This window comes from Thermostichus sp. OS-CIW-31 (assembly GCF_054060305.1).
On the sequence record NZ_JBSSDA010000004.1, the window covers coordinates 137,582 to 158,592 of the forward strand.

At 58.5% G+C, this 21,011-nt stretch carries 22 protein-coding genes; 9 read left to right on the forward strand and 13 right to left on the reverse strand.

What is annotated here, in order from left to right; genetic code table 11:
- Positions 1 to 10 precede the first annotated feature (10 nt).
- Positions 11 to 814, forward strand: a complete 804-nt coding sequence (locus ACVWY9_RS04155; RefSeq protein ID WP_457387581.1) for an FTR1 family iron permease — start codon at positions 11 to 13, stop codon at positions 812 to 814.
- A 398-nt stretch (positions 815 to 1,212) separates the two neighbouring features.
- Here ACVWY9_RS04155 and ACVWY9_RS04160 read toward each other — a convergent pair whose 3' ends face one another.
- The 4 genes from ACVWY9_RS04160 to ACVWY9_RS04175 all read right to left on the reverse strand — a co-directional run bounded on the left by ACVWY9_RS04160 (position 1,213) and on the right by ACVWY9_RS04175 (position 3,278).
- On the reverse strand, positions 1,213 to 1,425 hold the full coding sequence (locus tag ACVWY9_RS04160) for a CP12 domain-containing protein (RefSeq protein WP_011434185.1): 213 nt from the start codon (positions 1,423 to 1,425) through the stop codon (positions 1,213 to 1,215).
- 256 nt (positions 1,426 to 1,681) lie between these two features.
- Positions 1,682 to 2,362 carry an energy-coupling factor ABC transporter ATP-binding protein gene (locus ACVWY9_RS04165; RefSeq protein ID WP_457387582.1) on the reverse strand — a complete coding sequence of 227 codons (681 nt, stop codon included), beginning with the start codon at positions 2,360 to 2,362 and terminating at the stop codon, positions 1,682 to 1,684.
- A 36-nt stretch (positions 2,363 to 2,398) separates the two neighbouring features.
- The gene (locus tag ACVWY9_RS04170) at positions 2,399 to 2,668 is read right to left on the reverse strand and encodes a hypothetical protein (RefSeq protein WP_011434187.1); all 270 of its coding nucleotides are present in this window, start codon (positions 2,666 to 2,668) and stop codon (positions 2,399 to 2,401) included.
- Positions 2,669 to 2,819: 151 nt separating this feature from the next.
- Positions 2,820 to 3,278: an MAPEG family protein gene (locus tag ACVWY9_RS04175; RefSeq protein WP_011434188.1), complete on the reverse strand. Its 459-nt coding sequence runs from the start codon at positions 3,276 to 3,278 to the stop codon at positions 2,820 to 2,822.
- A 218-nt stretch (positions 3,279 to 3,496) separates the two neighbouring features.
- On the opposite strand from ACVWY9_RS04175, the gene ACVWY9_RS04180 reads away from it, so the two are divergent.
- On the forward strand, positions 3,497 to 4,690 hold the full coding sequence (locus tag ACVWY9_RS04180; RefSeq protein WP_457387596.1) for an RNA-guided endonuclease InsQ/TnpB family protein: 1,194 nt from the start codon (positions 3,497 to 3,499) through the stop codon (positions 4,688 to 4,690).
- 103 nt (positions 4,691 to 4,793) lie between these two features.
- Positions 4,794 to 5,732, forward strand: coding sequence for an alpha/beta fold hydrolase (locus ACVWY9_RS04185; RefSeq protein WP_414349693.1), 939 nt, complete (start codon positions 4,794 to 4,796; stop codon positions 5,730 to 5,732).
- A gap of 67 nt (positions 5,733 to 5,799) precedes the next feature.
- Here ACVWY9_RS04185 and ACVWY9_RS04190 read toward each other — a convergent pair whose 3' ends face one another.
- Entirely contained in the window at positions 5,800 to 6,282 is a 483-nt protein-coding gene (locus tag ACVWY9_RS04190; RefSeq protein WP_457387583.1) for a pyridoxamine 5'-phosphate oxidase family protein, read from the reverse strand.
- Between the two features lie 199 nt (positions 6,283 to 6,481).
- Here ACVWY9_RS04190 and ACVWY9_RS04195 point away from each other — a divergent pair, with 199 nt between their 5' ends.
- Together ACVWY9_RS04195 and ACVWY9_RS04200 are read left to right on the forward strand one after the other, a co-directional pair.
- A complete protein-coding gene (locus ACVWY9_RS04195) occupies positions 6,482 to 6,703 on the forward strand; it encodes a high light inducible protein (protein WP_011433062.1) in 222 nt (73 codons plus the stop codon).
- 304 nt (positions 6,704 to 7,007) lie between these two features.
- Positions 7,008 to 7,277: a hypothetical protein gene (locus ACVWY9_RS04200; protein WP_457387584.1), complete on the forward strand. Its 270-nt coding sequence runs from the start codon at positions 7,008 to 7,010 to the stop codon at positions 7,275 to 7,277.
- 5 nt (positions 7,278 to 7,282) lie between these two features.
- Here ACVWY9_RS04200 and ACVWY9_RS04205 read toward each other — a convergent pair whose 3' ends face one another.
- The 3 genes from ACVWY9_RS04205 to ACVWY9_RS04215 all read right to left on the reverse strand — a co-directional run bounded on the left by ACVWY9_RS04205 (position 7,283) and on the right by ACVWY9_RS04215 (position 12,124).
- Positions 7,283 to 9,469, reverse strand: coding sequence for a CHASE2 domain-containing protein (locus ACVWY9_RS04205; protein WP_457387585.1), 2,187 nt, complete (start codon positions 9,467 to 9,469; stop codon positions 7,283 to 7,285).
- A 175-nt stretch (positions 9,470 to 9,644) separates the two neighbouring features.
- Entirely contained in the window at positions 9,645 to 11,783 is a 2,139-nt protein-coding gene (locus tag ACVWY9_RS04210; protein WP_011433060.1) for a polyribonucleotide nucleotidyltransferase, read from the reverse strand.
- 59 nt (positions 11,784 to 11,842) lie between these two features.
- Positions 11,843 to 12,124 carry a MoaD/ThiS family protein gene (locus ACVWY9_RS04215; RefSeq protein WP_414416405.1) on the reverse strand — a complete coding sequence of 94 codons (282 nt, stop codon included), beginning with the start codon at positions 12,122 to 12,124 and terminating at the stop codon, positions 11,843 to 11,845.
- 282 nt (positions 12,125 to 12,406) lie between these two features.
- Between ACVWY9_RS04215 and ACVWY9_RS04220 the strand changes: the two genes are divergently transcribed.
- A complete protein-coding gene (locus ACVWY9_RS04220; RefSeq protein WP_457387586.1) occupies positions 12,407 to 13,339 on the forward strand; it encodes an arylamine N-acetyltransferase family protein in 933 nt (310 codons plus the stop codon).
- Positions 13,340 to 13,410: 71 nt separating this feature from the next.
- Positions 13,411 to 15,051 (forward strand): 2-isopropylmalate synthase, encoded by a 1,641-nt coding sequence (locus ACVWY9_RS04225; RefSeq protein WP_457387587.1) that lies wholly within the window; start codon positions 13,411 to 13,413, stop codon positions 15,049 to 15,051.
- A 130-nt stretch (positions 15,052 to 15,181) separates the two neighbouring features.
- On the opposite strand, the gene ACVWY9_RS04230 is transcribed toward ACVWY9_RS04225, so the two are convergent.
- The 4 genes from ACVWY9_RS04230 to ACVWY9_RS04245 form a co-directional block, all read right to left on the reverse strand.
- Positions 15,182 to 16,210, reverse strand: coding sequence for an ABC transporter ATP-binding protein (locus ACVWY9_RS04230; RefSeq protein WP_011433056.1), 1,029 nt, complete (start codon positions 16,208 to 16,210; stop codon positions 15,182 to 15,184).
- 133 nt (positions 16,211 to 16,343) lie between these two features.
- On the reverse strand, positions 16,344 to 16,547 hold the full coding sequence (locus tag ACVWY9_RS04235) for a phycobilisome linker polypeptide (protein ID WP_011433055.1): 204 nt from the start codon (positions 16,545 to 16,547) through the stop codon (positions 16,344 to 16,346).
- 166 nt (positions 16,548 to 16,713) lie between these two features.
- Positions 16,714 to 17,199: an allophycocyanin subunit beta gene (gene apcB, locus ACVWY9_RS04240; RefSeq protein WP_011433054.1), complete on the reverse strand. Its 486-nt coding sequence runs from the start codon at positions 17,197 to 17,199 to the stop codon at positions 16,714 to 16,716.
- Between the two features lie 63 nt (positions 17,200 to 17,262).
- The gene (locus ACVWY9_RS04245) at positions 17,263 to 17,748 is read right to left on the reverse strand and encodes a globin family protein (protein WP_414331342.1); all 486 of its coding nucleotides are present in this window, start codon (positions 17,746 to 17,748) and stop codon (positions 17,263 to 17,265) included.
- A gap of 342 nt (positions 17,749 to 18,090) precedes the next feature.
- On the opposite strand from ACVWY9_RS04245, the gene hslO reads away from it, so the two are divergent.
- Entirely contained in the window at positions 18,091 to 18,981 is an 891-nt protein-coding gene (gene hslO / locus ACVWY9_RS04250) for an Hsp33 family molecular chaperone HslO (RefSeq protein ID WP_414406715.1), read from the forward strand.
- A gap of 47 nt (positions 18,982 to 19,028) precedes the next feature.
- Entirely contained in the window at positions 19,029 to 20,033 is a 1,005-nt protein-coding gene (locus tag ACVWY9_RS04255) for a glycosyltransferase family 2 protein (RefSeq protein WP_414349686.1), read from the forward strand.
- Here the strand turns inward: ACVWY9_RS04255 and ACVWY9_RS04260 are convergent.
- A complete protein-coding gene (locus tag ACVWY9_RS04260; RefSeq protein WP_457387588.1) occupies positions 20,025 to 20,801 on the reverse strand; it encodes a YcjF family protein in 777 nt (258 codons plus the stop codon). The two genes, ACVWY9_RS04255 and ACVWY9_RS04260, sit on opposite strands and share 9 nt — an antisense overlap.
- Positions 20,802 to 21,011 lie beyond the last annotated feature (210 nt).

Sequence of the window (21,011 nt, forward strand, 5' to 3'; positions counted from 1 at the left end):
GGGTGAGCCTATGTCGGACTACACGTTCCTGGATGCTGCTTCGATTCTGCTGCGGGAGGGCCTGGAAGCTCTCTTGGTGCTGGTGGCACTGCTGGCCCTTATGAGCAAGAGCGGGCAATCGGCTCAGAAGCGCTGGGTGTGGCTAGGGGGATCCGCGGGCTTGCTGGCAGCGGTGATGCTCGGTCTGCTGGTGAAGCTGTTTTTCCAGCAGATGCTCACCCACACGCGACAAGAGGTGCTGGAAGGGATCACCGGGCTGGTGGCAGCAGGTTTGTTGTTCTCGGTCAGCCTTTGGTTGCACCGCCGGGCTGCAGTGGCTTCTTGGCAAACCTTTGTGCGGGAACAGGCGCAGGCGGCACTGGCCACGGGTCAGGTTTTTTCCTTGGCTTTTCTGGCCTTTGTGGCGGTGTTTCGCGAGGGGGCGGAAACGGTGCTGTTTTATGTGGGGTTGGCCCCTTCCCTCTCGGCAAAAGATTTTTGGCTGGGGATCGGCCTGGGATCCCTGGTGTTGGTGGCACTGGCGATCTTGCTGCTGCAGGTGGGGCTGAAATTGCCGCTGGGAGTTTTTTTCCGGGGTCTAAGTCTGCTGATTTTCTACTTGGGCTTTAAGTTTTTGGGCAGTGGCTTGCACGCTCTACAGGTGGCGGACTGGCTGCCCATCACTCCTCTTGTTGGGATCCCAAAGCTGCGCTGGCTGGGCATATATCCTACTTGGCAGACGCTGCTCCCCCAACTGCTGCTGCTGGGAATAGCCTTCGCCTTGTGGGTGAGGCAATGGCTGCGGGCTGATTCTGCTCAGAGGCTTTCTTCGTGAAAAACGCTCTCCACCGGCACTGGGGATCCCATAAGCCATAAGTTTGATGAATCCCTGTCCTGGTTTTGATGGATGGCAATGATGCAGGTCACAATTTCATAGTCGTTTCAGGTTGGGACAAGGCGACCGAGGTACTGGGAAAAGCCTTCTGGCCCTGTGCATCTAACGTTTTAAGTGCGGGTGCAGTGTCCTGGTTTGAATCAAAATGACCCTAAAAAGAAAGCGCTCTGTACGTCGCGCCTGAAACCGCACCCAGTCAAGCCTTCCAGCCCAAGAAAGCAAAGCCTACCGGCAGGGATCCGGCAGGCCGCTGGATTTTGTCGGAGATCCCCAGTAGGAAACCTTGTCGATCGCTACGGAATCGACAGAGAGCATCCACTCTGTGGGGTTCCCGAGAATCAGGTATCGTAGACCCGGCATTCAACAGCATCTGGGTTTTCAGCGCAGTGCTGCTCTAGGCTGCTGGGAGTCCTCGGCTGGTGGCTGCGAGCTGCCAGCACTTCTTCAACCGCATCCCAGGCCGCACGGCAGTGGGGATCCCCTTCGCCGTACTCAGAGCAGACGTTGCGAGCATTTTCCAGCTCTTTGGCGATCACTTCAGACAGTCCCATGTTCTCAAGCTCCTTTAGACTAGATGGGGCCGGTGGCCCGCTGATGTAACCGGCTGACGCAAATCTGCAGGGATCCAGCGTAATCCCGGATCAACAAGTAGAAACCAGCCGATCCAGACGGGGAATAAGTTCAGGATAATGACCTTGTGCCAACCGAATTGATCAACCGGATACATTACCCATTCTAAACAGTGACGGCAGGGGGGTGCAGCTGCGCTTTCGCGATCTCTTTGGGATCAGGATGCGCAGGGATCCCTCAGGCCCCAAACAGTTGTTCAATCCGTTGCCGCACCTGCTCTGGGGATCCCTGTTGACGCACTTGACCTTCCGAGAGCAAAATCGCCCCGTCTGCCCATTCCAGTTCCGCCAGCCGATGGGTTACCCAAAGGGCGGTGATGCCTTCTTGATCCACCAGTTGCCGGATGCACCGCAGCAAATCCGCCTGGCTGTCGGGATCCAACAGGGCTGTCGGCTCGTCCAAAAGCAGCACCTCACTGCGCCGGGCCAAAGCCCCTGCCACTGCCACTCGTTGCTTCTGTCCGCCGCTGAGGCCGTGGATGGGCCGACGGATCAGGTGCTTTAATCCGACTTGCTCCAAGGCTGTTTCCACCCGCCGGTGAATTTCCGCCAAGGTCAGGGCCTCTGCTCCCAAGCCAAAGGCCACATCGGCTCCCACCGTGGGCATGAACAGTTGGTGATCCGGGTTTTGAAACACATAGCCCAGCCGACCGCGAATCTCCAGGTGGCCCGAAAGGGGCTGGGGATGGGTCAGGGATCCGGACAACAGTTGCAACAAAGTGGACTTGCCGCTGCCATTGGGCCCCAACAGCATCCACAACTGGCCCTTGGGAATGACAAAACTGCACGCCTGCAAAACCGGCGGACGTTCCGGCCAAGCAAAGGTCAGGCTCTCCACCCGAATGGCCACCTCAGACATGGGGATCCCTTAGCGGCAGAGAGAAAAGGGCTGTCCTCAGCTTTGCAACTGGGCCAAAAAACCGGGACGGGTTCCCATGGGGCTGGCGCTGCCCGACTTAGAAGTCATTTGCACGCCACACAACTCACCGGTGAGCAGAAACACCTTTTTGCCAGTGCGGTCGCAGGTCAGCTCCAAACTCTGAGGGGATCCACTCTGCAGAGCATTGACGATGCTTTGGTAGGCCCGGTTGGCCGCTTCTTCCTCTTTTTGGTGGACAACGATGGGGGCAGGGTTCCCTTTCAGGAGCAGTTCCAGAGTGTACATGGCTGACCGTTGCGTAGTGGGCCGTGGGACAAAAGAGAGGCACCCAGAGGACGCCGTTGGCGACAGCAGGACGAAGTCCTTTTCCAGTATCGCAGGTTGGGCCAGGGTACCGGCAGGCTCAACAAATGACGGGGGAGTTTCTCTTGCCAGATTAGGCCAGGCCGGTGCCGAGAAAAGGCAGCAGGCTAATCAGCAACAGGCCCAACGTGGCCAGGGATCCCGCCAAGAAGGAGAGGGATCGCCCAATGGGAATATCGGCAATGTAGAAAAAGTTGTAGAGCAGCCGCGCCAGCAGAAACACCCCACACAGCACAGCTACCCCTTCATCTCCGCTGAGGCCAAAATACCAGGGATCCGAGTGAGGGCCGGTGATGTAGGCAATCAACGCTGCTGCCGCAAACATCCCAAAGGTCTCAAACCCGTTGGCGTGGGCCCAGGTGGCCCGCTGTCCATATGGAGGTAGCCTATCAAACATAGCCCGAGGAGCATGCAGGTCGTAGCCAACGCGGGCACGGGCATAGCCCACCACCCCCATGGGCAGATAGACCAAGAGCATGGCTGCCGCGATGGAGAACAGGGGGATGGCTACGAGAGGAGGATTTGGCAACATAAGATAGGCAAAAGGGCGGTGCACAATGACAGAGGAGAGAAAAGAGCCCAGCTTGGGCAGGAGCTATTGCCGGGAAGATCAACACCAGAACCATTATCCATCTATCGGGCTGTCTATCCAGGCAGATGCTTGCGTCAGCTAGAAATCGCAGGAGCCCCGCACTGTACCCGTAGGGTCAGTGCCGGGAGGAATGCGCTTTGATGAAGTACAATGAACTCATGAGCCAAGTCCTGACCGTCTCCTGTAAGCTCAAGGCGTCCCAGTCGCAAGCCGCCAAATTGGACGCGACGATGGAGGCTTTTGGCCAAGCCTTGAACTGGGTCAACCAGAACACGCCGGAGAAGATCGTCAATGCGGTCAAACTGCAGTCCCTTTGCTACTACGAGATTCGCGCCCGATTCGGCTTGTCCAGCAACTTGGCCCAGCAGGTGTGCAGACGGGTGGCAGGCGCTCGCAAAGTGGCGAGACAGCGCAACCGTCCGGTTAAAGAGTTCAAGTGTGGGTTCGTTACCTACGATGCACGTATCTTCTCGTTTCGCGAGAAAGACTGGACGGTGTCGCTGACCACGGTGGAAGGGAGAGAACGCTTTGAGCTAGCCATTGGTAACTACCAGAGGGGAATGCTGGCTGGTTCCAACCCAAAAGCTGCCACCCTGGTCAAGCGCAAAGATGGCTCCTACTACATCCAGATTTGCGCAGAAAGGAAACCACCCAAGCAACAAGATACCGACAAGGTGATCGGGGTGGACTTGGGCAGGACGGATATCGCCCATACGTCAGAGGGGGACAATTGGAATGGACAGCAGTTGAACCGAGTCCGCGACCACTACTCCCGACTGAGGGCAGCACTCCAACGCAAAGCCAGTAAGGGCACACGCAGTTCGCGGCGCAGATGCAGAGAACTGTTGCAACGGCTGTCTGGCAAGGAAAGACGCTTTCAAGTGTGGGTCAATCATCGCATCTCCAAAGCTATTGTCTCTAGGGCAAAGGCTACCAACAGCGCTATCGCCCTGGAAGACCTGACAGGGATCCGGGAAAGAGTCAATCAACAGCCGCGCAACAAGGCCGAACGGCGCAGAACCAACAGTTGGGCGTTCTACCAGCTACGCCAGTTTCTGGAATACAAGGCGAGAGTTGCAGGGGTTTCTCTGGTTCTTGTGCCGCCTGCCTACACGTCGCAGACCTGTCACAAGTGTTTACACATCCATCCCGATCCTGCGCAATCCTACCGCAGTGGGAAGAAGTTTAAGTGTGGGCACTGTGGATGGGAAGGAGATGCGGACTTGAATGGTGCAAACGTAATTGCGCTCTTGGGGGCTGCCGTAAACCGGCCTAGAGGTTCGGGCCTGTTTTGTTCTCTGGTAGAGCAGAGCAGGCTCAGGGCTACTGAAAGCCCGCTCCGTACCGCTTAGCGGTCGGAGCCGGGTAGTTTACTTGCCCCGATCACAAGGACTTTGTCCCGCTGTCGCGAACGGTTAGGATCGCAACGCTGACTCAAACCTACACTGCACCCCCATGTTGCCATGCAGCGCCAACGCGAACACAGAGCATCGCTGGCTCTGGCGTGACCAGCCCATTCGCTACCAACAGTCGGGATCCACAGGCCCAGCCGTGTTGCTCATCCATGGCTTTGGGGCCAGCAGCGACCATTGGCGGAAAAATTTGCCGGAGCTGGGGCAGCACTGTCAGGTGTATGCGGTCGATTTGTTGGGGTTTGGGGGATCCGCCAAGCCCCTGCCGGGATCCCCTTTGCCCTACACCTTTGAGACCTGGGGATCCCTGGTGGCCGATTTTGTGCGGGAGGTGATGGGCCAGCCGGCCTACCTGGTGGGCAACTCGATTGGGGGCATCGTGGCTTTGCAGGCGGCGGTTCTGGATCCAGCCCAGGTTTTAGGGGTAGCGATGTTGGATCCCTCGCTGCGGCTATTGCACGAGCGGAAACGGGGCCAGGTCTCCTGGCTGCGCCGCCAGTTTACCCCTTTGCTGCAATCCCTGCTGGGGTGGCCCCCCTTTGGTCGTTTCTTCTTTGCTCAGGTGGCCCAGGCTAGGGCCATTCGCAATATCCTTCTACAAGCCTACGGACGCAAAGAAGCGGTTACCGAGGAGCTGATCCAGCTTTTGCTCAAACCCGCTTTGGAGCCGGGGGCGGCAGAGGTCTTTTTGGCCTTTGTGCGCTATTCTCAGGGGCCTTTGGCTGAAGATCTCTTGCCTCAGCTCACCTGTCCCGTCTTGATCTTGTGGGGGGAAGCGGATCCCTGGGAACCCATTGCTCTGGGGCGGGCCCTGGCAGAGTTTCCTTGCGTGGTGGGGTTCATCCCATTGCCGGGGGTCGGCCATTGCCCCCAGGATGAAGCCCCCGAGCTGGTCAACCCGCTGCTGTTGGACTGGATCCGGGATCCCACCCGAAAACCTGAGAAAGGACTCCATTCTCTCCCCCCAGAAGAGGGGAGCTAGGAAGCGGCGCAGCAAGAGCTTCCCTGGGCTCAAGGATGGCGCGGGCTGCCCTTGGAATTCTCATAATCTACGCCCGACCAAGGTGCTCCAGTTGATCCAGGTTGGGGCCCCTCAGCCGGAATGCCTGGCCAAACCCCTGGATGAAGCTACCAGTTTTGGGGACGATCTGACAGAAGTGAAAATCCGCCAAACTTAGGATCATCTCGGCAATCTCGTACTTGGCGCGATAAAGGGCCTCAAACCCCTGCGCTTGCGCCTCTTCGCGGCTGAGAAACTGGGCTTCTCCGCTCACCATCACCCGCGGCAGGGCGTGGTTACTGCGGGGATCCCCTGGCGTAGGCGGCTCGTGGATGAGTAGCGCGGCCCGGGGATCCGCCCGCAAAGCCTGGGTGTGGGCAGAAAGATCGCTGATGACAATGGCAAAGCGCAAGGGATCCCGCTGCACCACAAAAGGCACCAACGACACCGCCGGGGATCCCTGCTCCAGCACCGCCAAGCTGGCCACCGGCTGGCCATCCAGCAGCATATTTAACTGTTCCAGCACCGACATGGTTGTCCTCCAGTCCCCTTGCTATTATCAGCTCCCCTGTACTGGGACAAGAGCCACAACCCTGCTTACAGGCTGTTCCTGGCCTGGTTGAACTCTGCCCGGCAGCTCGGAACATTGGGCGTCAACAACGTTGTAAATAAAACTTTACAATCCTATGCAAAGCGAGCTACGCTGGGAAAGAAAGCACGAGGAGAACCCTATGACCCGATATCGCTCCGTTGTCGTCGAAGAAGGTGGTCGGCTGAACAACTACGCCATCGAGCCGGAAATGTATGTGGACAGCACCCCCCGCGTGGGCTTCACCGACTATGCAGAGCGCTTGAACGGGCGTTTGGCGATGATCGGCTTTGTTGCCCTGATCCTGTTTGAAGCTCTGTCCGGTACCACCCTGATTGGCTGGCTGCAGTCCCTGGGCCGATAAGCCAAAGAACGCTTCCTAGGAAGAGGGCTGTCTCTAATCGCCGATTGACTGTTCGCGATAGTGGGACGGAGTCCTCACTTTGCTGCACAATTCTCTACAACCTGATGTGCAAACGCTAGGCAGTTGTGCGAGTGTGCAGGGAGCGGGTGGTTAGGTTTATGTTTCTAGACCCCAGCTACCGTTTGAAATGTACCCCAAGCTCTGGGGGAAGTGACATACTCCCATCACTGACCCTACGGGTACAGTGTGGGCTTCTCGCTTCATTGGGGAGCCTACGCAAGAACCCTCTGCGAGCAGACACGGGATGTCCCACCGCGTAGCTGCACCAGATTCCGGCAAAAGCCGTTTTGTGCAACTACTCTCACCATACACCATGTGGGGGTATCTGTATCCCGACACTGACGCTACGGGTACAGTGCGGGGCTTAGCTAACCCCACACCCCGACAAGCTAACGCCTGTGGAGACTCCTCTGGCGAGGTGGTAGGTCTAAAACCTACCGCTAGTCAAGGGTTGCTGAAGCAGGAAGAAAGCAACAGCGCTGAGCAAAAATCTGTTCTGTTCAGTGCTGTGTAGGTCTTTCAGAGCGGCATCTCCCAGTGCAGCTCGACATGGGTATGGCCTTCTGGGGTGCGGGTGCGATGCCAGGATCCCTTGGGTAGATAGCGGGCGATGGTGTTCATGGCCTTGCTGCCGTAGCCGCCGCTGAGGCCGGGAGCGTACTCGATACCATCGTTGACCACAGAAAGGCAGCAGTGGCGATTCGTTTGGGCCAGCGACACTCTGACAAAGGAAGCATTGCCTTTGGGGGGTTGCACGTGAGCGATGACATTGCCGATGGCCTCCCGCAAAAAGCGCAAGATGTCTTCTCGCTGATCAAACCACTCACCGGTGTTGGGCTCCTGCAGCGGTTGCAGTTGGCGCTCCACAGACAGCGTCAGGCTGCCCGCTTGGATCAGCTCGTCCAGATAGATCTCGATGCCGCGATGCAACCCCTCTCGCAAGCTGGGGGAGATGCGCAGCTTGGCAGCTAGAGTGCGCACATCGTTGAGCTGATTCCGGATCCCGCGTCCGATCCTCTCCAGTTGTTCGAGCAGGTGATCGTAGACGGCGGGGTCGGGCGACCTGCCTTGCTGCTGCTGCCATTGCAGGCTCTCCAAGTCGTCCATCACCACCTTCAACTCCTGCAGCTCCCGATCGTGAATGTCGGTGGCTACCCGGTAAAGCAACTTGCGGGCTTGGTCGATAGCTGCCTCCTGTTCGGCCCGACGCAGACGCTCCAGTTCCTGTTGCTGGGCCAAGAGCCGTTCTTGATTCTCCACAATGACCAAAGTGAGCAGCAGGCTCACCCCCGTTAGCCCACTGGCCAGGGCCGGCAAGACGAGAGGCCAAACCCAACGCCCCAGTAGAAACTGGGCCACAGCCCACCCTTCGTAAACGGCAAGCCCCACCACAGGCCGCAGGAGAAACTGCTGTTGCTTCCAGCCCCAAGGGCTCAAAAGTGCTCCGCACCGCTGACGCGAACGTAGGGGGGGACGATAAAGCACCAAAAGCAGTCCCGTTCCCACTCCCAGCAGCAAGACCACCGCAACCGCCACCCCCCCCGGCACGGATTGGTAGACCTCCCCGGTGAGCAGGCTGGAGAGGACTTGCGCCTGCAGCTCCACCGCCGCAATCTGGGATCCATCCGCAGTCCGCACTGGGAAGGTTTCGGGGTAGCCGCCCACAAAACCCACCAGGACAATTTTGTCCCGCAATTGGTCGGCAACTTCGGGATCGAGGGGAGGGATCCCTTCTTGGCCGCGGCAGGCTTGGCTGGGGTTGATCATCGGGGCAACAGACCCGGATCCTGCCTGGAGAACAGCTGGAGGGCAAACCCGTTCGATGGGGATGATGGGGATCCCGTGCTGGGATCCGAGGGGGTTGAATTGGATCGGCTGCAAACCCCGCTCGCGAAACCAGCGGCTGGCCCGCTCCGGGTCGTATTTGGCAAAAGCCAGAGCCTCGACCGAGGCGAACATCTGCTCCTCTTGGCTGTCGCGGCGCAGGTAGAGCCCCCGCAACTGGGCCTGGCGCAGGATCCCGGCCCTATCCACCCGATATTGCACCACCCCCTGCACATGCTCTGGCGGCACCAAGTACTCCAGCCGCAGGGAAGAAAAGGGCAGGAAATGGTTGTAGATGTTAATCTCGGAGCGGCCAAAGCTCTCGCTGCTGCGGGTGGCCAAGACCAAGCGATCTGGGTAGCGCTGTACCACCTGACGCAGAGGGGCATCTAAGTTCTCGTTGCCCAGGTTTTGAGGTACCACAAAGCTGCTGGGCAGGTTTAGCACCACCACCCTGGCCTCAGCTTCTTCCAGTAGACGCAACGTCAGGCCGGCGTAGTTGGCCCGTTCCAGAAGGAAGTCAACTTGATGTTGGCCAAGGTGCTCTGCACCACTGGTGCGGCCATTGCTTTCCCCCTGTCCGCTGTTCCCGTTAGCGGGAACGTGCTCCGCACCGCTGTCGCGATCGAGTCCTATACGACCATCAATGCCGACGATCACCACCTCGGGAGAAGGCTGCTGAGGGCCACGCCAAGCGTACAGCCACTCCTGGGCGTCGCTCTCCATCCGCACCAACAAAGGATGCTGAGCAGAAAGGTTAAGCAGAGCAGCCCAACCCAAGCCCCAAGCCAACGCCCAGCCCAGCCGCCGCCGGGAGGGGGACAGTCGAGCTGGAGAAGTATAGCCTTGGCCAACGAGAAAGGGAGGGACGGGATCCGGCATATTGCAAAGGGCTTTGCACCGCTGACGCGACCACACGAACGGCAGTGCAGACGCGAGCCAGCTAAAAAGCGCTCCGCACCGCTGTCGCGATGGAGTTTTCTCTGCCATTTTGGCCGCTGCCGGCGGCTGTCGAGGGGATCCCTGGCCCCCCCGTTGCTGGGGGAAAACCGCAGCCTCAGTGGTGATGGTTGCGCACCCGCGCTGCTTCCTCAGGGCTAATGCCGAGGCGAGTGAGGTTGATACGGCCTTTGTGATCGATGCTGCGCACCTTGACCACCACCTCATCTTCCACAGCCACCTCGTCTTCCACCCTGCCGACGCGGTACTCCGCCAGTTGCGAAATGTGGATCATGCCCTCTTTGCCGGGCAAAAACTCCACAAAAGCGCCGATGGGGATGATGCGGGTCACCTTGCCCAAATACACCTGCCCCTCTTCCACCCGCCGCACCAGATTTTCGATCATCGCCCGCGCCGCCTCCGCCTGGCCGCCCACCGAGGAAGACACGGTGATTGTGCCGTCGTCGCTGATGTCCACCTTGGCCCCTGTCGCTTCGGTGATGCCGCGCACGGTCTTGCCACCGGGGCCGATGATCTTGCCGATGTCCTCCGGATCCACCTTGAACGTGAGCAGACGAGGAGCCGTTTTGGCCAACTGGGGTCGAGGCGCAGCAATCGTCTCCAGCATCTTGTCGAGGATGAACTCGCGTCCGGCCTTGGCTTGCCGGATGGCCTGTTCCACCACGTCAACGGTGATGCCGGTGATTTTCATGTCCATTTGCAGAGCGGTGATCCCCGCCCGCGTACCGGCCACCTTGAAGTCCATGTCGCCCAGAAAGTCCTCGATCCCCTGGATGTCGGTGAGGATGCGCACCTCGTCCCCCTCCTTGATAAGACCCATGGCCACCCCGCTGACCGGCGCTTTGATCGGCACCCCAGCATCCATTAGGGAAAGAGTGGAGCCACAGACGGATCCCATCGAGGTGGAGCCGTTGGAGGAGAGCACTTCCGAGACCACCCTCACCACATAGGGAAACTCCTCTTCCTTGGGCAGCACCGGCACCAAGGCCCGCTCCGCCAGCGCCCCATGACCAATCTCCCGCCGCCCCGGGGAGCGTGAAGGCCGCGTTTCTCCCACTGAAAAGCCCGGAAAATTGTAGTGGTGCATGTAGCGCTTCTCATCCACCGGGTGCAAGTCGTCCAGCTCCTGGGCATCGCCGGGGGTGCCGAGGGTGGTAATGGAAAGGACTTGGGTGAGGCCGCGATTGAACAGGGCACTGCCGTGCACCCTTGGGATCAAACCCACCCGGCAAGAGACCGGTCGCACCTCGTCCAGCTTGCGCCCATCCACCCGCACCCCCTCTTGCAGGATCTGCTGGCGCATCAGCTTCTTGAGCAGAGCCTTGAACTGGTTGTCCAACTCCTTGGGATTTTCCAGAAGATAGAGCCGCAAGGGATCCCCCTCTGGCCGTTCCTGGATTTGGGCCTCCAGCTTGGCCTTGAGCTCCTCCAGTTGCTGTTCCCGGCTGGTCTTGTCCAAAAACTGCCTGAGGATGGAGCGAATGCCCTCCTGAGCCTGCTCTTCCACAAAAGCAATCAGCTCCTCGTTTTTGGGGGGAGGGGGTAGCTCTACCGGGGTGATGTTGAGATCCGCCAGGACTTGCTGTTGGGCTTTGAGCAGCTCCTGGATGGCCTCAAAACCAAACTCGATGGCCTCCACCACATCCTTTTCCGGCAGTTGGTTGGCCCCGGCTTCCACCATGATCACGCCATCGGCACAGCCGGCCACCACCAGATCCAGATCGCCCGCCTCAATTTCGGCATAGGTGGGGTTGAGGATAAATTCATCCTTGACCAAGCCCACCCGCACCGCCGCCACGGGGCCATTGAAGGGGATGCGAGCGCCGTGAATGGCTAACGAGGCTCCCAAAATACACAACACATCGGGCGGCACCGTATCGTCCACCGAGAGGGTGGTGGCCACCACCTGCACATCATCCCGCAGCCATTCCGGGAACAACGGACGAATGGGTCGGTCTATTAAGCGAGAGATCAAAGTGGCCCGTTCCGGTGGCCGGCCTTCTCGCCGCAGATATCCCCCTGGGATCCGCCCCGCTGCGTAGAGGCGCTCTTCGTAATCGACCAACAAGGGCATAAAATCAACGCCAGGCCGGCCTGGCTGCCGTGTGGCGGTAACCAAAATCGAGGTTTCGCCCGAAGTCAGCCAAACCCCACACCCTGCCTGGGGGGCCATCAGCCCAATATTGATGTCAATTTCCCGCCCATAAAAGGAAATCGACCGAGTGTATTCTGCCATGTAACGCTTCGCCTTCTTTTTTTCTTGCCGCTATCGTAGCATTCTCCTTTTGCTCCTTTTCAGCCCCCGCTGACCGGAGGGATCAGAACGACTTCGTCTCCCGCCGATAGGTGGGTGTCGGCAGCTACAAAATTGAGGTTGAGACCGAAACGGGTTTGGGAGCGCCAAGGAGCCAAGCTGGGGTAGCGCTGGATCAGTTGATCGCACAGCTGCCCGACGGTGGTACCAGGGCTCACCTGCAGGCGCATCTCGGTTTGTCCGATTACTTCTTGATAGACGGCAAAGAGCTTCAGCGTGATGGGAAAAAGCTCATCGGAGGGCAAATTTTGGGCAGCAGCCATCGGTAGCGCTCCCACCTGCTTTGAACGATCTTGTGGACAATATTGGGCAATCTTTGGCCGGTTTGTCCACCAGAATCCTCTGCCCATATCCTGGCCATCAGGGATCCCCACAACCCCAGAAAAATCGGCTCTGGAGAAGCGAAAAAATACCCGCCTCCTAGATCCCGGTGAGGGGTTGGGGCGTCGCCCAAACAAAACTGTTCTTTTAGCTCTGGCCGGGGATCCGGGGCAAGGCTAGGGTAGGCCAAAAGCTTGCTTGGCAGCCAACCGGCTTCTGTGCTGATGCTAGAGCCACTGACCCCCTCCCAAATCAGGGCCTACTTGGATCGGATCGGCTACGTTGGCTCCACCCAGCCCACCCTGCAAACCCTCCGCCAGATCCACCGAGCCCACCTGCTGAGGGTGCCGTTTGAAAATCTGGACATTCATCGGGGTCGTGCCATTCGCCTGGAGCGGGATTTCTTGTTCCAAAAAATCGTCCGAGAGCGGCGGGGTGGGTTTTGCTTCGAGCTGAACAGCCTGCTGGCCGCTGCCTTGCAGGGAATGGGGTTTTCGGTACACCTACTCTCAGGACAGGTGAGCCGCGCCGTTCGCGCTACTCCGACGGAGTCCGATGTCCGCTTTGGACCTGAGTGCGACCACTTGGCTGTGCAGGTGAACATCGGCGATGAAGCCTGGCTGGCAGATGTGGGGTATGGGGAGGCCTTTCGCGAGCCGTTGCGGCTGGGGGATCCCGGGATTCAAGCCCAGGCTGAAGGACGCTACCGCCTCACCCCTTGGCCAGGGGATCCCGCTGCTTGCCGTTATTGGCTCATTCAGCAGGAACAGCCGGATCGCACCTGGAAAACTCTATTTCTTCTGGATCGGATCCCACGCTCCCTGCAGGAGTTCGAGCCCATGTGCCACTTTCACCAAACTTCGCCAGAATCGATGTTTACCCGGCTGCGCCTTTGCACCCTGGCCACTCCGACCGGACGGGTCACCCTCACCGCCCGCGCCAATGGCTCTTTTAAGTGGATCGAGACCACCCCAGAAGGCCGCTGGGAACGCCCTCTCAGGGATGAGAAAGAGTATGAACAACTGCTCGCCTGCGCCTTCGGGATCTGCCTTCCCCCATCTCCTGCCGCCGCTGGGGATCCCAGGGGAAAGGTTGCAAGACCCAAGCCCAATGACGTCTCAACAGAGCCCACCCAAATCTTCCCCAAACAAGGCTAGAACCCCTGCCAGTTAATGTCCCAGTTAATGTCAGAATAATGAGGTAGTGTTTCGTTATCCCAGTAACCGTTATGGATGCTGCCGCGGTCGCCGGGTTTGATGGCCAAGCTTTGGATCATGTACTCATTTTCGACACCACCCTGCGAGACGGGGAGCAGTGCCCCGGCGCCACCCTCAACACCGAAGAGAAGCTGGCCATTGCCCGGCAGTTGGCCCGGCTGGGCGTCGATATCATCGAGGCGGGATTTGCCTATGCCAGCCCTGGTGACTTCGAGGCCGTGCAGAAGGTGGCCGAGCAGGTGGGAACCCCCGATGGCCCTGTGATTTGCAGCCTGGCCCGTGCCCTAAAGCCGGACATTGAGGCCGCCGCCGCCGCCCTGAAGCCTGCTGCCAAGCCCCGCATCCACACCTTCATCTCCACCTCAGACATTCACTTGAAGTATCAGTTGCGCAAAACCCGCGCCGAAGTGCTGCAAATTGCCGAGGAGATGGTGGCCTACGCCAAGTCCTTCGTGGACGATGTGGAGTTCTCCATGATGGACGCCACCCGCTCCGATCCCGAGTTCCTATACCAGGTCATTGAGGCGGCCATTCGGGCGGGGGCCAAAACCATCAACATCCCCGATACCGTCGGCTACGTCATGCCGGAGGAGTTCGGCCAACTGATCAAGGGCATCCGCGAAAATGTGCCCAACATTAAGCAAGCGATCCTTTCCGTGCATGGCCACGACGATCTGGGGGTTTCGGTGGCCAACTTCTTGGAAGCGATCAAGCAGGGCGCACGTCAGGTGGAAGTGACGGTCAACGGCATTGGTGAGCGGGCCGGCAACACAGCGCTGGAAGAGTTGGTGATGGCCCTGCATGTGCGGCGCAGCTACTTCAACCCCTACTTCGGCCTGCCGGTGGACTCCGAGAAGCCCCTCACCCACATCAAAACCCAGGAGATCTATCGCACCTCGCGCCTGGTCTCCAACCTCACCGGCATGTTGGTGCAGCCCAACAAGGCCATCGTCGGCTCCAACGCCTTTGCCCACGAATCCGGCATCCACCAGGACGGCATGCTGAAAAACCGCCAGACCTACGAGATCATGGACGCCCAGACCATTGGCCTGCAATCGAGCACCTTGGTGTTGGGCAAGCACTCGGGCCGCAATGCCTTCCGCACCCGCCTGAAAGAACTGGGATTCGAGCTGTCGGAGCAGGATCTGAACAAGGCCTTCTTGCGCTTCAAAGAGCTGGCTGACAAGAAAAAAGAAATCTCCGACCTGGATCTGGAAGCGATTGTTAACGACGAAACTCGCCCGGTGCCCGAACTCTACCGCCTGGAGCATGTCCAAGTGGTGTGTGGCAATCGAGAGGCTCCCACTGCCACGGTGCGGCTGGTAACCCCGGAAGGAGAAGAGCGGGTGGACGCTGCTGTGGGCACAGGCCCGGTGGATGCGGTGTACAAGGCCATCAACCGCATTGTCAATATCCCCAACAAGCTGATCGAGTTTTCTGTCCAATCGGTTACTGCCGGCATCGACGCCATTGGGGAAGTCACCATCCGCCTGCGCCACGAAGACCGCATCTTTTCCGGCCATGCCGCCAACACCGACATCATCGTCGCTTCGGCCCAAGCCTACATGAATGCCCTCAACAAGCTCTACTCTGCGCTGCATGCGGCGCGCTCGACGGCTGACCAGCGCGAGGCTGCTGCCCAGAAGATCTGAGGGAAGGGTTAGGGAATCCCAGTCGTTTCCAACAAAGCTGGGATCCTTCGCTGCTGACCCTCACCCCCAGCCCCTCTCCTCTTGGGGAAGAAGGGAGCCCACGCTCAACCTAACCCTGTTGCAAATGACCCTATGGGCTGGCCGAAGGGATCCCATCCGCAAACACCCGCCCGATCACTTCCTCAATGGGCGGGTCGGTTACCGTTAGATCCAGCACATCCAGCTCTGCCAAGAGCTTGGCCACCGTTTGGGTGAGCTGCTCCCGCTGCACCCACAGCCGCGCCTCACAGCTGCCCGGATCCCCGTCCGTGCGCACCTCTCCATAGAGCTGCAGTTGGGCAACAGGGCAAGGGCGAGCCAATTTCAACCTCACCTCTCGGTAGGGGGCAAAGCGCTCCAGCAATGCCTCGAGGTCGCCATCGTACATGAGCTGCCCCGCGTTGATGACCAGCACCCGTTGGCACAGCGCAGTAATATCGGCCATGTAATGGCTGGTCAACAGCACCGTTGCTCCATAGCGGCGGTTGTAATCCCGCAGAAATTGCCGCACGCCGGCCTGGGCGTTGACATCCAACCCCAAGGTGGGCTCGTCCAAAAACAAGATCTGCGGGCGGTGCAACAGAGCCGCCAACAGCTCCGCCTTCATCCGCTCCCCCAAGGAAAGCTTGCGCACTGGTTGCTTCAGCTTGCTTTCTAGGTCGAGCAGCTCCGCCAGCTCCCCCACCCGCTCCCGAAACTCCTTCTCAGGGATCTCGTAAACGGCAGCGTTGATGCGCAAAGAGTCCATTGCCGGCAGATCCCAAATGAGCTGCTGCTTCTGCCCCATCACCAGGGTGATCTGCCGCAAAAACGCCGGCTCCCGGCGGTAAGGCACATGACCCACCACTTGCACCGTGCCGCCGGACGGATAGATCAAACCAGTCAACATCTTGAGGGTAGTGGTCTTGCCCGCCCCGTTGGGCCCCAAAAATCCCACCATCTCCCCCGGCTGAACTTGAAAGCTCACGGACTGCACTGCCGGGATGTGGCGATAGGTGCGGCGAAAAAAGTGGCGCAGGGTGCCAACCACTCCGGGATCCTTGACGGCCACCGGGTAAACCTTGCTCAGGTTGTGGGCAGCGATGATTGGCTCCAACCGGGTCGGCACATCAGGCAACATCTACCCCCACCCCTACAAAACGGCCAGATCCGCTACCCCAACCCCAAGAACAGAGCTTCCAGAGCTGGGCATACCGGATCTGCAGAGGGCTATTTCTCAGTATCCGAGGGAAAGCAACGAACGAATAGGGGAACTACAGCAGTCCTACGTCCATCCCAGGCTTACCCGTGGCCAGCTCCACCTTCAGGATGCGGCCACCCGATTTCTGGATGCGCTGCTGTTCCCGAAACCAGTTCTCATAGGGCACCAGCTTGGTGAAGTAGGTATTTTGCAGCTCCCGCTGGGTGCGAATTCGGGTTTGGCTGGGCACACAGGCCGTGATCTTGAACATGCGCATGATATGGGATCCCCGCTCAACAACAAAATGGGCTATCTTGACCAGCAGAACAGGCGACTCACCTCAGAAAGCTCGCGTACCGCAGATAGCACACCAGATCCCTGTGGCAAATCGCCCGCCGTGCTCGTTGAAGAATGCACCTCTCCTGAGGCAATGACGCCGGGAGTTAGCTCAGGCCAGAGCAGATGTAATCGAAGTACACCCCCATTTCCTTGCCGGCCTCAGCACCCACCAGAGCGGCAGTTACCTCTTTCATGGCTTGGATGGCCTGGATGGTTGCCCCAATGGGCACTCCCAGGGAATTGTAGGTCTCCTTGAGCCCGTTCAGCACCCGCTCGTCCAGAATGGAGGGATCCCCGGCCAGCATGGCGTAGGTGGCGTAGCGCAGGTAGTAGTCCATGTCGCGGATGCAGGCAGCATAGCGACGGGTGGTGTACATGTTGCCGCCAGGACGGGTGAGATCAGAGTACAGCAACGCCTTGGCAGCAGCATCCTTGACGATGGTGGAGGCATTGGCCGCGATGGTGGCAGCCGCCCGCACCCGCAGCTCGCCTGTGGCGAAGAAGGCTTTCAACTTCTCCATGGCCGAGCTGTCCAGATACTTGCCTTGAACATCGTAGCTGTTGATTACAGCAGTAATTGCGTCTTGCATGATGAGCTTCCTAAATCCAAATCGACGAACAGCAAAGGGTTGTGCGGCAAAAACAATGAGGGATTAGCTCATTGCCCCCACCACAAAGTCGAAGTAGTAGCCGGCTTCAGCCGCATCGTCAGGAGAGAGCAGACCCATGGCCACCTGCTTCATTTGACGAATGCTCTCGGCCACCGCCGGAATGGGTGTGCCCAAAGAGTTGTACATCTCGCGAACACCCACCAGGCCGATCTCTTCGATTGGGGTGACATCGCCGGCAATGACACCATAGGTGATCAGGCGCAGGTAGTAGTCCATATCCCGCAGGCAAGTCGCCGTCATCTCTTCCCCGTAGGCATTGCCCCCCGGAGAGACAATGTCAGGGCGCTTCTGGAAGAGCTGGTCGGCAGCTTGTTTGACGATGCGCTCACGAGACTCGGTTAAGACTTGAGCAATGCGCAACCGCTTCTCACCCGAGGCAACAAAGGACTTGATCCGATCCAGTTCCCCCGGGCTGAGGTAGCGGGCCTCCGCGTCCGCGTTCACAATCGATTTCGTAACAACACTCATGGATATCCATCCTCAAGTCGATTTTTTAAAGAGTATGACGAGCATACCCGCAAGTTATTTTCCGATATGCTTGCCGTCTGCCATCTCAGATCTTCACACTTCTTAAAATCTCTCCCAGAAAAGGGACAGTCCCATTCCCGCCCCGACAGGGCAGTTCCCTCCCCAAAGTCCGGCAAGAGAGGGGCTACAATCTCACTTAGACTCACTTAGAATGAAGGCTGAGTCGCCAGGGGATCCCTGCAGGCTTGGTTTAAGACATGCGTTGAGGTTGCGATGACGGATGCCTCTGGGTCAGAACGATTGAAGCGAGCGAAAGGTATTTCTGAGGGTACGCCCTCATCTCTGCCGGATCACCTCATCCGGGCCACGGCGGCAGAAGGCAAAATCCGAGTGGTGGGCTTGGTGGCCACCCAGGCGGTACAAGAGGCAAGGGAGCGGCACAAGCTCTCCTATGTGGCGACAGTGGCCTTGGGGCGGGCCATGAGCGCAGCCCTGTTGCTGGCGGCCAACTTGAAGCGACGCCAGGCGCGGATTAACCTGCAACTGAAAGGGAATGGCCCCTTGGGCAACATCTGGGTGGATGCCGGCTTGGATGGCACGGTACGCGGGTATGTGAGCAACCCCGCCATTGAGCTTCCTCTCACTGCCGAGAGCAAGTTGGATGTGGGCCAAGCCGTTGGGCGCTATGGCTACCTCCATGTGCTGCGGGATCTGGGGTATGGCCAGCCTTACACCAGCGCGGTGGAGCTGGTTTCGGGAGAGGTGGGAGACGACATCACCTACTACCTCTCCTCCTCAGAGCAGATTCCCTCGGCAGTCCTTCTGGGAGTAAATCTCGACTCACAGCGGGTACGCGCCGCCGGCGGAGTGTTGTTGCAGCTGATGCCAGGGGCGCCGGCCAGTCTGATCCCAGAGATGGAAGCCCGTTTGGCCAAAGTGGAAGAATTTAGCCCGATGTTGGCTTGCGGCGGCGGCTTGCGGGAGCTGTTGCAAATCTGCCTGGGCGACTTGGATCTGAAAATTGCGCCGGAAATGCGCACCATCCGCTTCTACTGCAAGTGCAATTCCGACCGGGTGAAGGGGGCCCTGCGCATGCTGGGGCGGGACGAATTGCTCGATATGATCCACACCGACAAGGGGGCAGAAGCGGTTTGCCAATTCTGCAACGAGGTCTACCGCATCTCGGAAGACGAGCTGCGCTCGATTGTGGCGGAGATGTCGGCCACCCCCTGATGGCACAATGATGGCCAACTACGGGATCCCGATTCTGACACCTCTCGATGTTGTCTGAGCCCCCGGTTGAGTTGGTTGAATTATCGGTTGTTGTCCCCTGCAAAAATGAGGCGGACAACCTGGAACACCTGTTCGAACGCCTGCAACTTACCTTGGAGCCGCTGGGGATCCCCTACGAGATTATCTGCGTCAACGATGGCAGCCAAGACAACACGCTGGAAAAGCTCATTGCCTTCCATCGTCGGGATCCCCGTATCAAAGTGGTGAACCTTTCCCGTTGCTATGGCAAGGAGATCGCCCTTACTGCCGGCCTCGATCACGCCTCTGGTCGAGCTGTTGTTCCCATCGATGCCGACTTGCAAGATCCGCCGGAGCTGATCCCGGAGATGCTGCAGCAGTGGCGGCAGGGCTATCAGGTGGTTTATGCGGTGCGCCGCAGCCGCCGCGGGGAGAGCTGGCTAAAACGCTTTACAGCCAACGGCTTCTATTGGTTGATTGATCAACTCAGCCAGGTGCGGATCCCGCGCAATACGGGGGATTTTCGACTGCTGGATCGGCAGGTGGTGGAGGCAGTTAAACAGCTGCGAGAGCGCACCCGCTTTATGAAAGGGATCTTTGCCTGGGTGGGCTACCGGCAAACGGCCATTTTTTACGATCGCGCCCCCCGCTTTCGCGGCAAAACCCAGTGGAACTACTGGCGGCTGTGGAACCTAGCCATAGAAGGCATCACCTCTTTTAGCTCTTGGCCGTTGCGGGTGTGGAGCTACATAGGGTTGGCGATCTCGGTTCCAGCCTTTTTGTATGGCCTTTTTCTCATCATCCGCACCTTGCTCTTTGGCTCCGATGTACCTGGCTATGCCTCTTTAGCGGTGATGATCTTGTTTTTGGGCGGGATCCAGCTGATCAGCTTGGGCGTGATTGGCGAGTATTTAGGCCGCGTTTTTGAAGAAGTGAAAGGCCGCCCCCTCTACCTGGTCGATGGCACCTTTGGGTTTGAGACCCCACGACCTTCCCCTGCCCTAGATTCAGTACCTACGCAAAAGCTAGGATGAAAAGTCATCTTTCAGAGTTTTGGATCCCGAGGCAACATAACTTTGGTACTCGCGTATAAAGATATCTTTCATCTCTTCTGGAGATAGCTGGATCCCTTGGATTTTGGCGCGGGCGATGGCCTTCATCAGCTCGATATAGGCCAGGCCCAGAGAGAGAGTGAGGGTGGCTGCCGTAGTGGATTGGATAGCGCTGCCTACAATCCCCGGGCCGGGAATCATCTTCAGCAAGTTGGACACAATCGTTCGCCCGATTGCTGTTGTAATTGTAGTGCCTGCCAAAGCGGCTATCAAAGAGTAGTAAAAAGAAGGGGAAGCCTCGAAGCCAAAAATAAAGCTGATATTGGCAATCATGCCTGCTTGGGCTGTAACCAACAGAGGGGCATCTGCAAAGGGAAGGGGCACTGCCCCGATAAACGCTGCACTGGCCACATAGCCTGATACGTACTTAAAGGCAGCCTCGGCCTTGAGATCCACCCGCAGCAATTGCTGGCGGATAAAGGCAAGGCGAGCCACTTCCGGCAAAAGCTCTAGCGTGCAGCCAATTAGGTGCTCCAGCCCGTGGGCAGGAATGGTAATTTGCCGGTTAATCGCCTTGTTGCGGGCCAAAACGGGAACAATGTAGCGGACAGGCAAATTTTGATGCTGCAAATACCGGAAAAACTCGCTCTCTTCAGGATTGGGATATTCCAAGCATTGGGTTAAGACCAAGATGACGGGAACGTCTTTGAGTTCCAACTCCTTTAGCCATTTGCGTTCAACTTCCTCCAACCGCTTCAGTTCGTGGTGGAGGCAGTACCAAACAACATGGATGTGATGTTCAGGATCCTTAAAGCGCAGCTCCTCGATAAGCTGGGAAACCTCCAGGCGAACTTGCTGATTCTGTTCACCAAATTTTCGGGCTGGAGGCCCGCACCATAGCCGCAGGCTTGGTGTCGGGAGGAAAGCCCTCCTCCATATAGGTTTGCTGGTCAAAAGTCT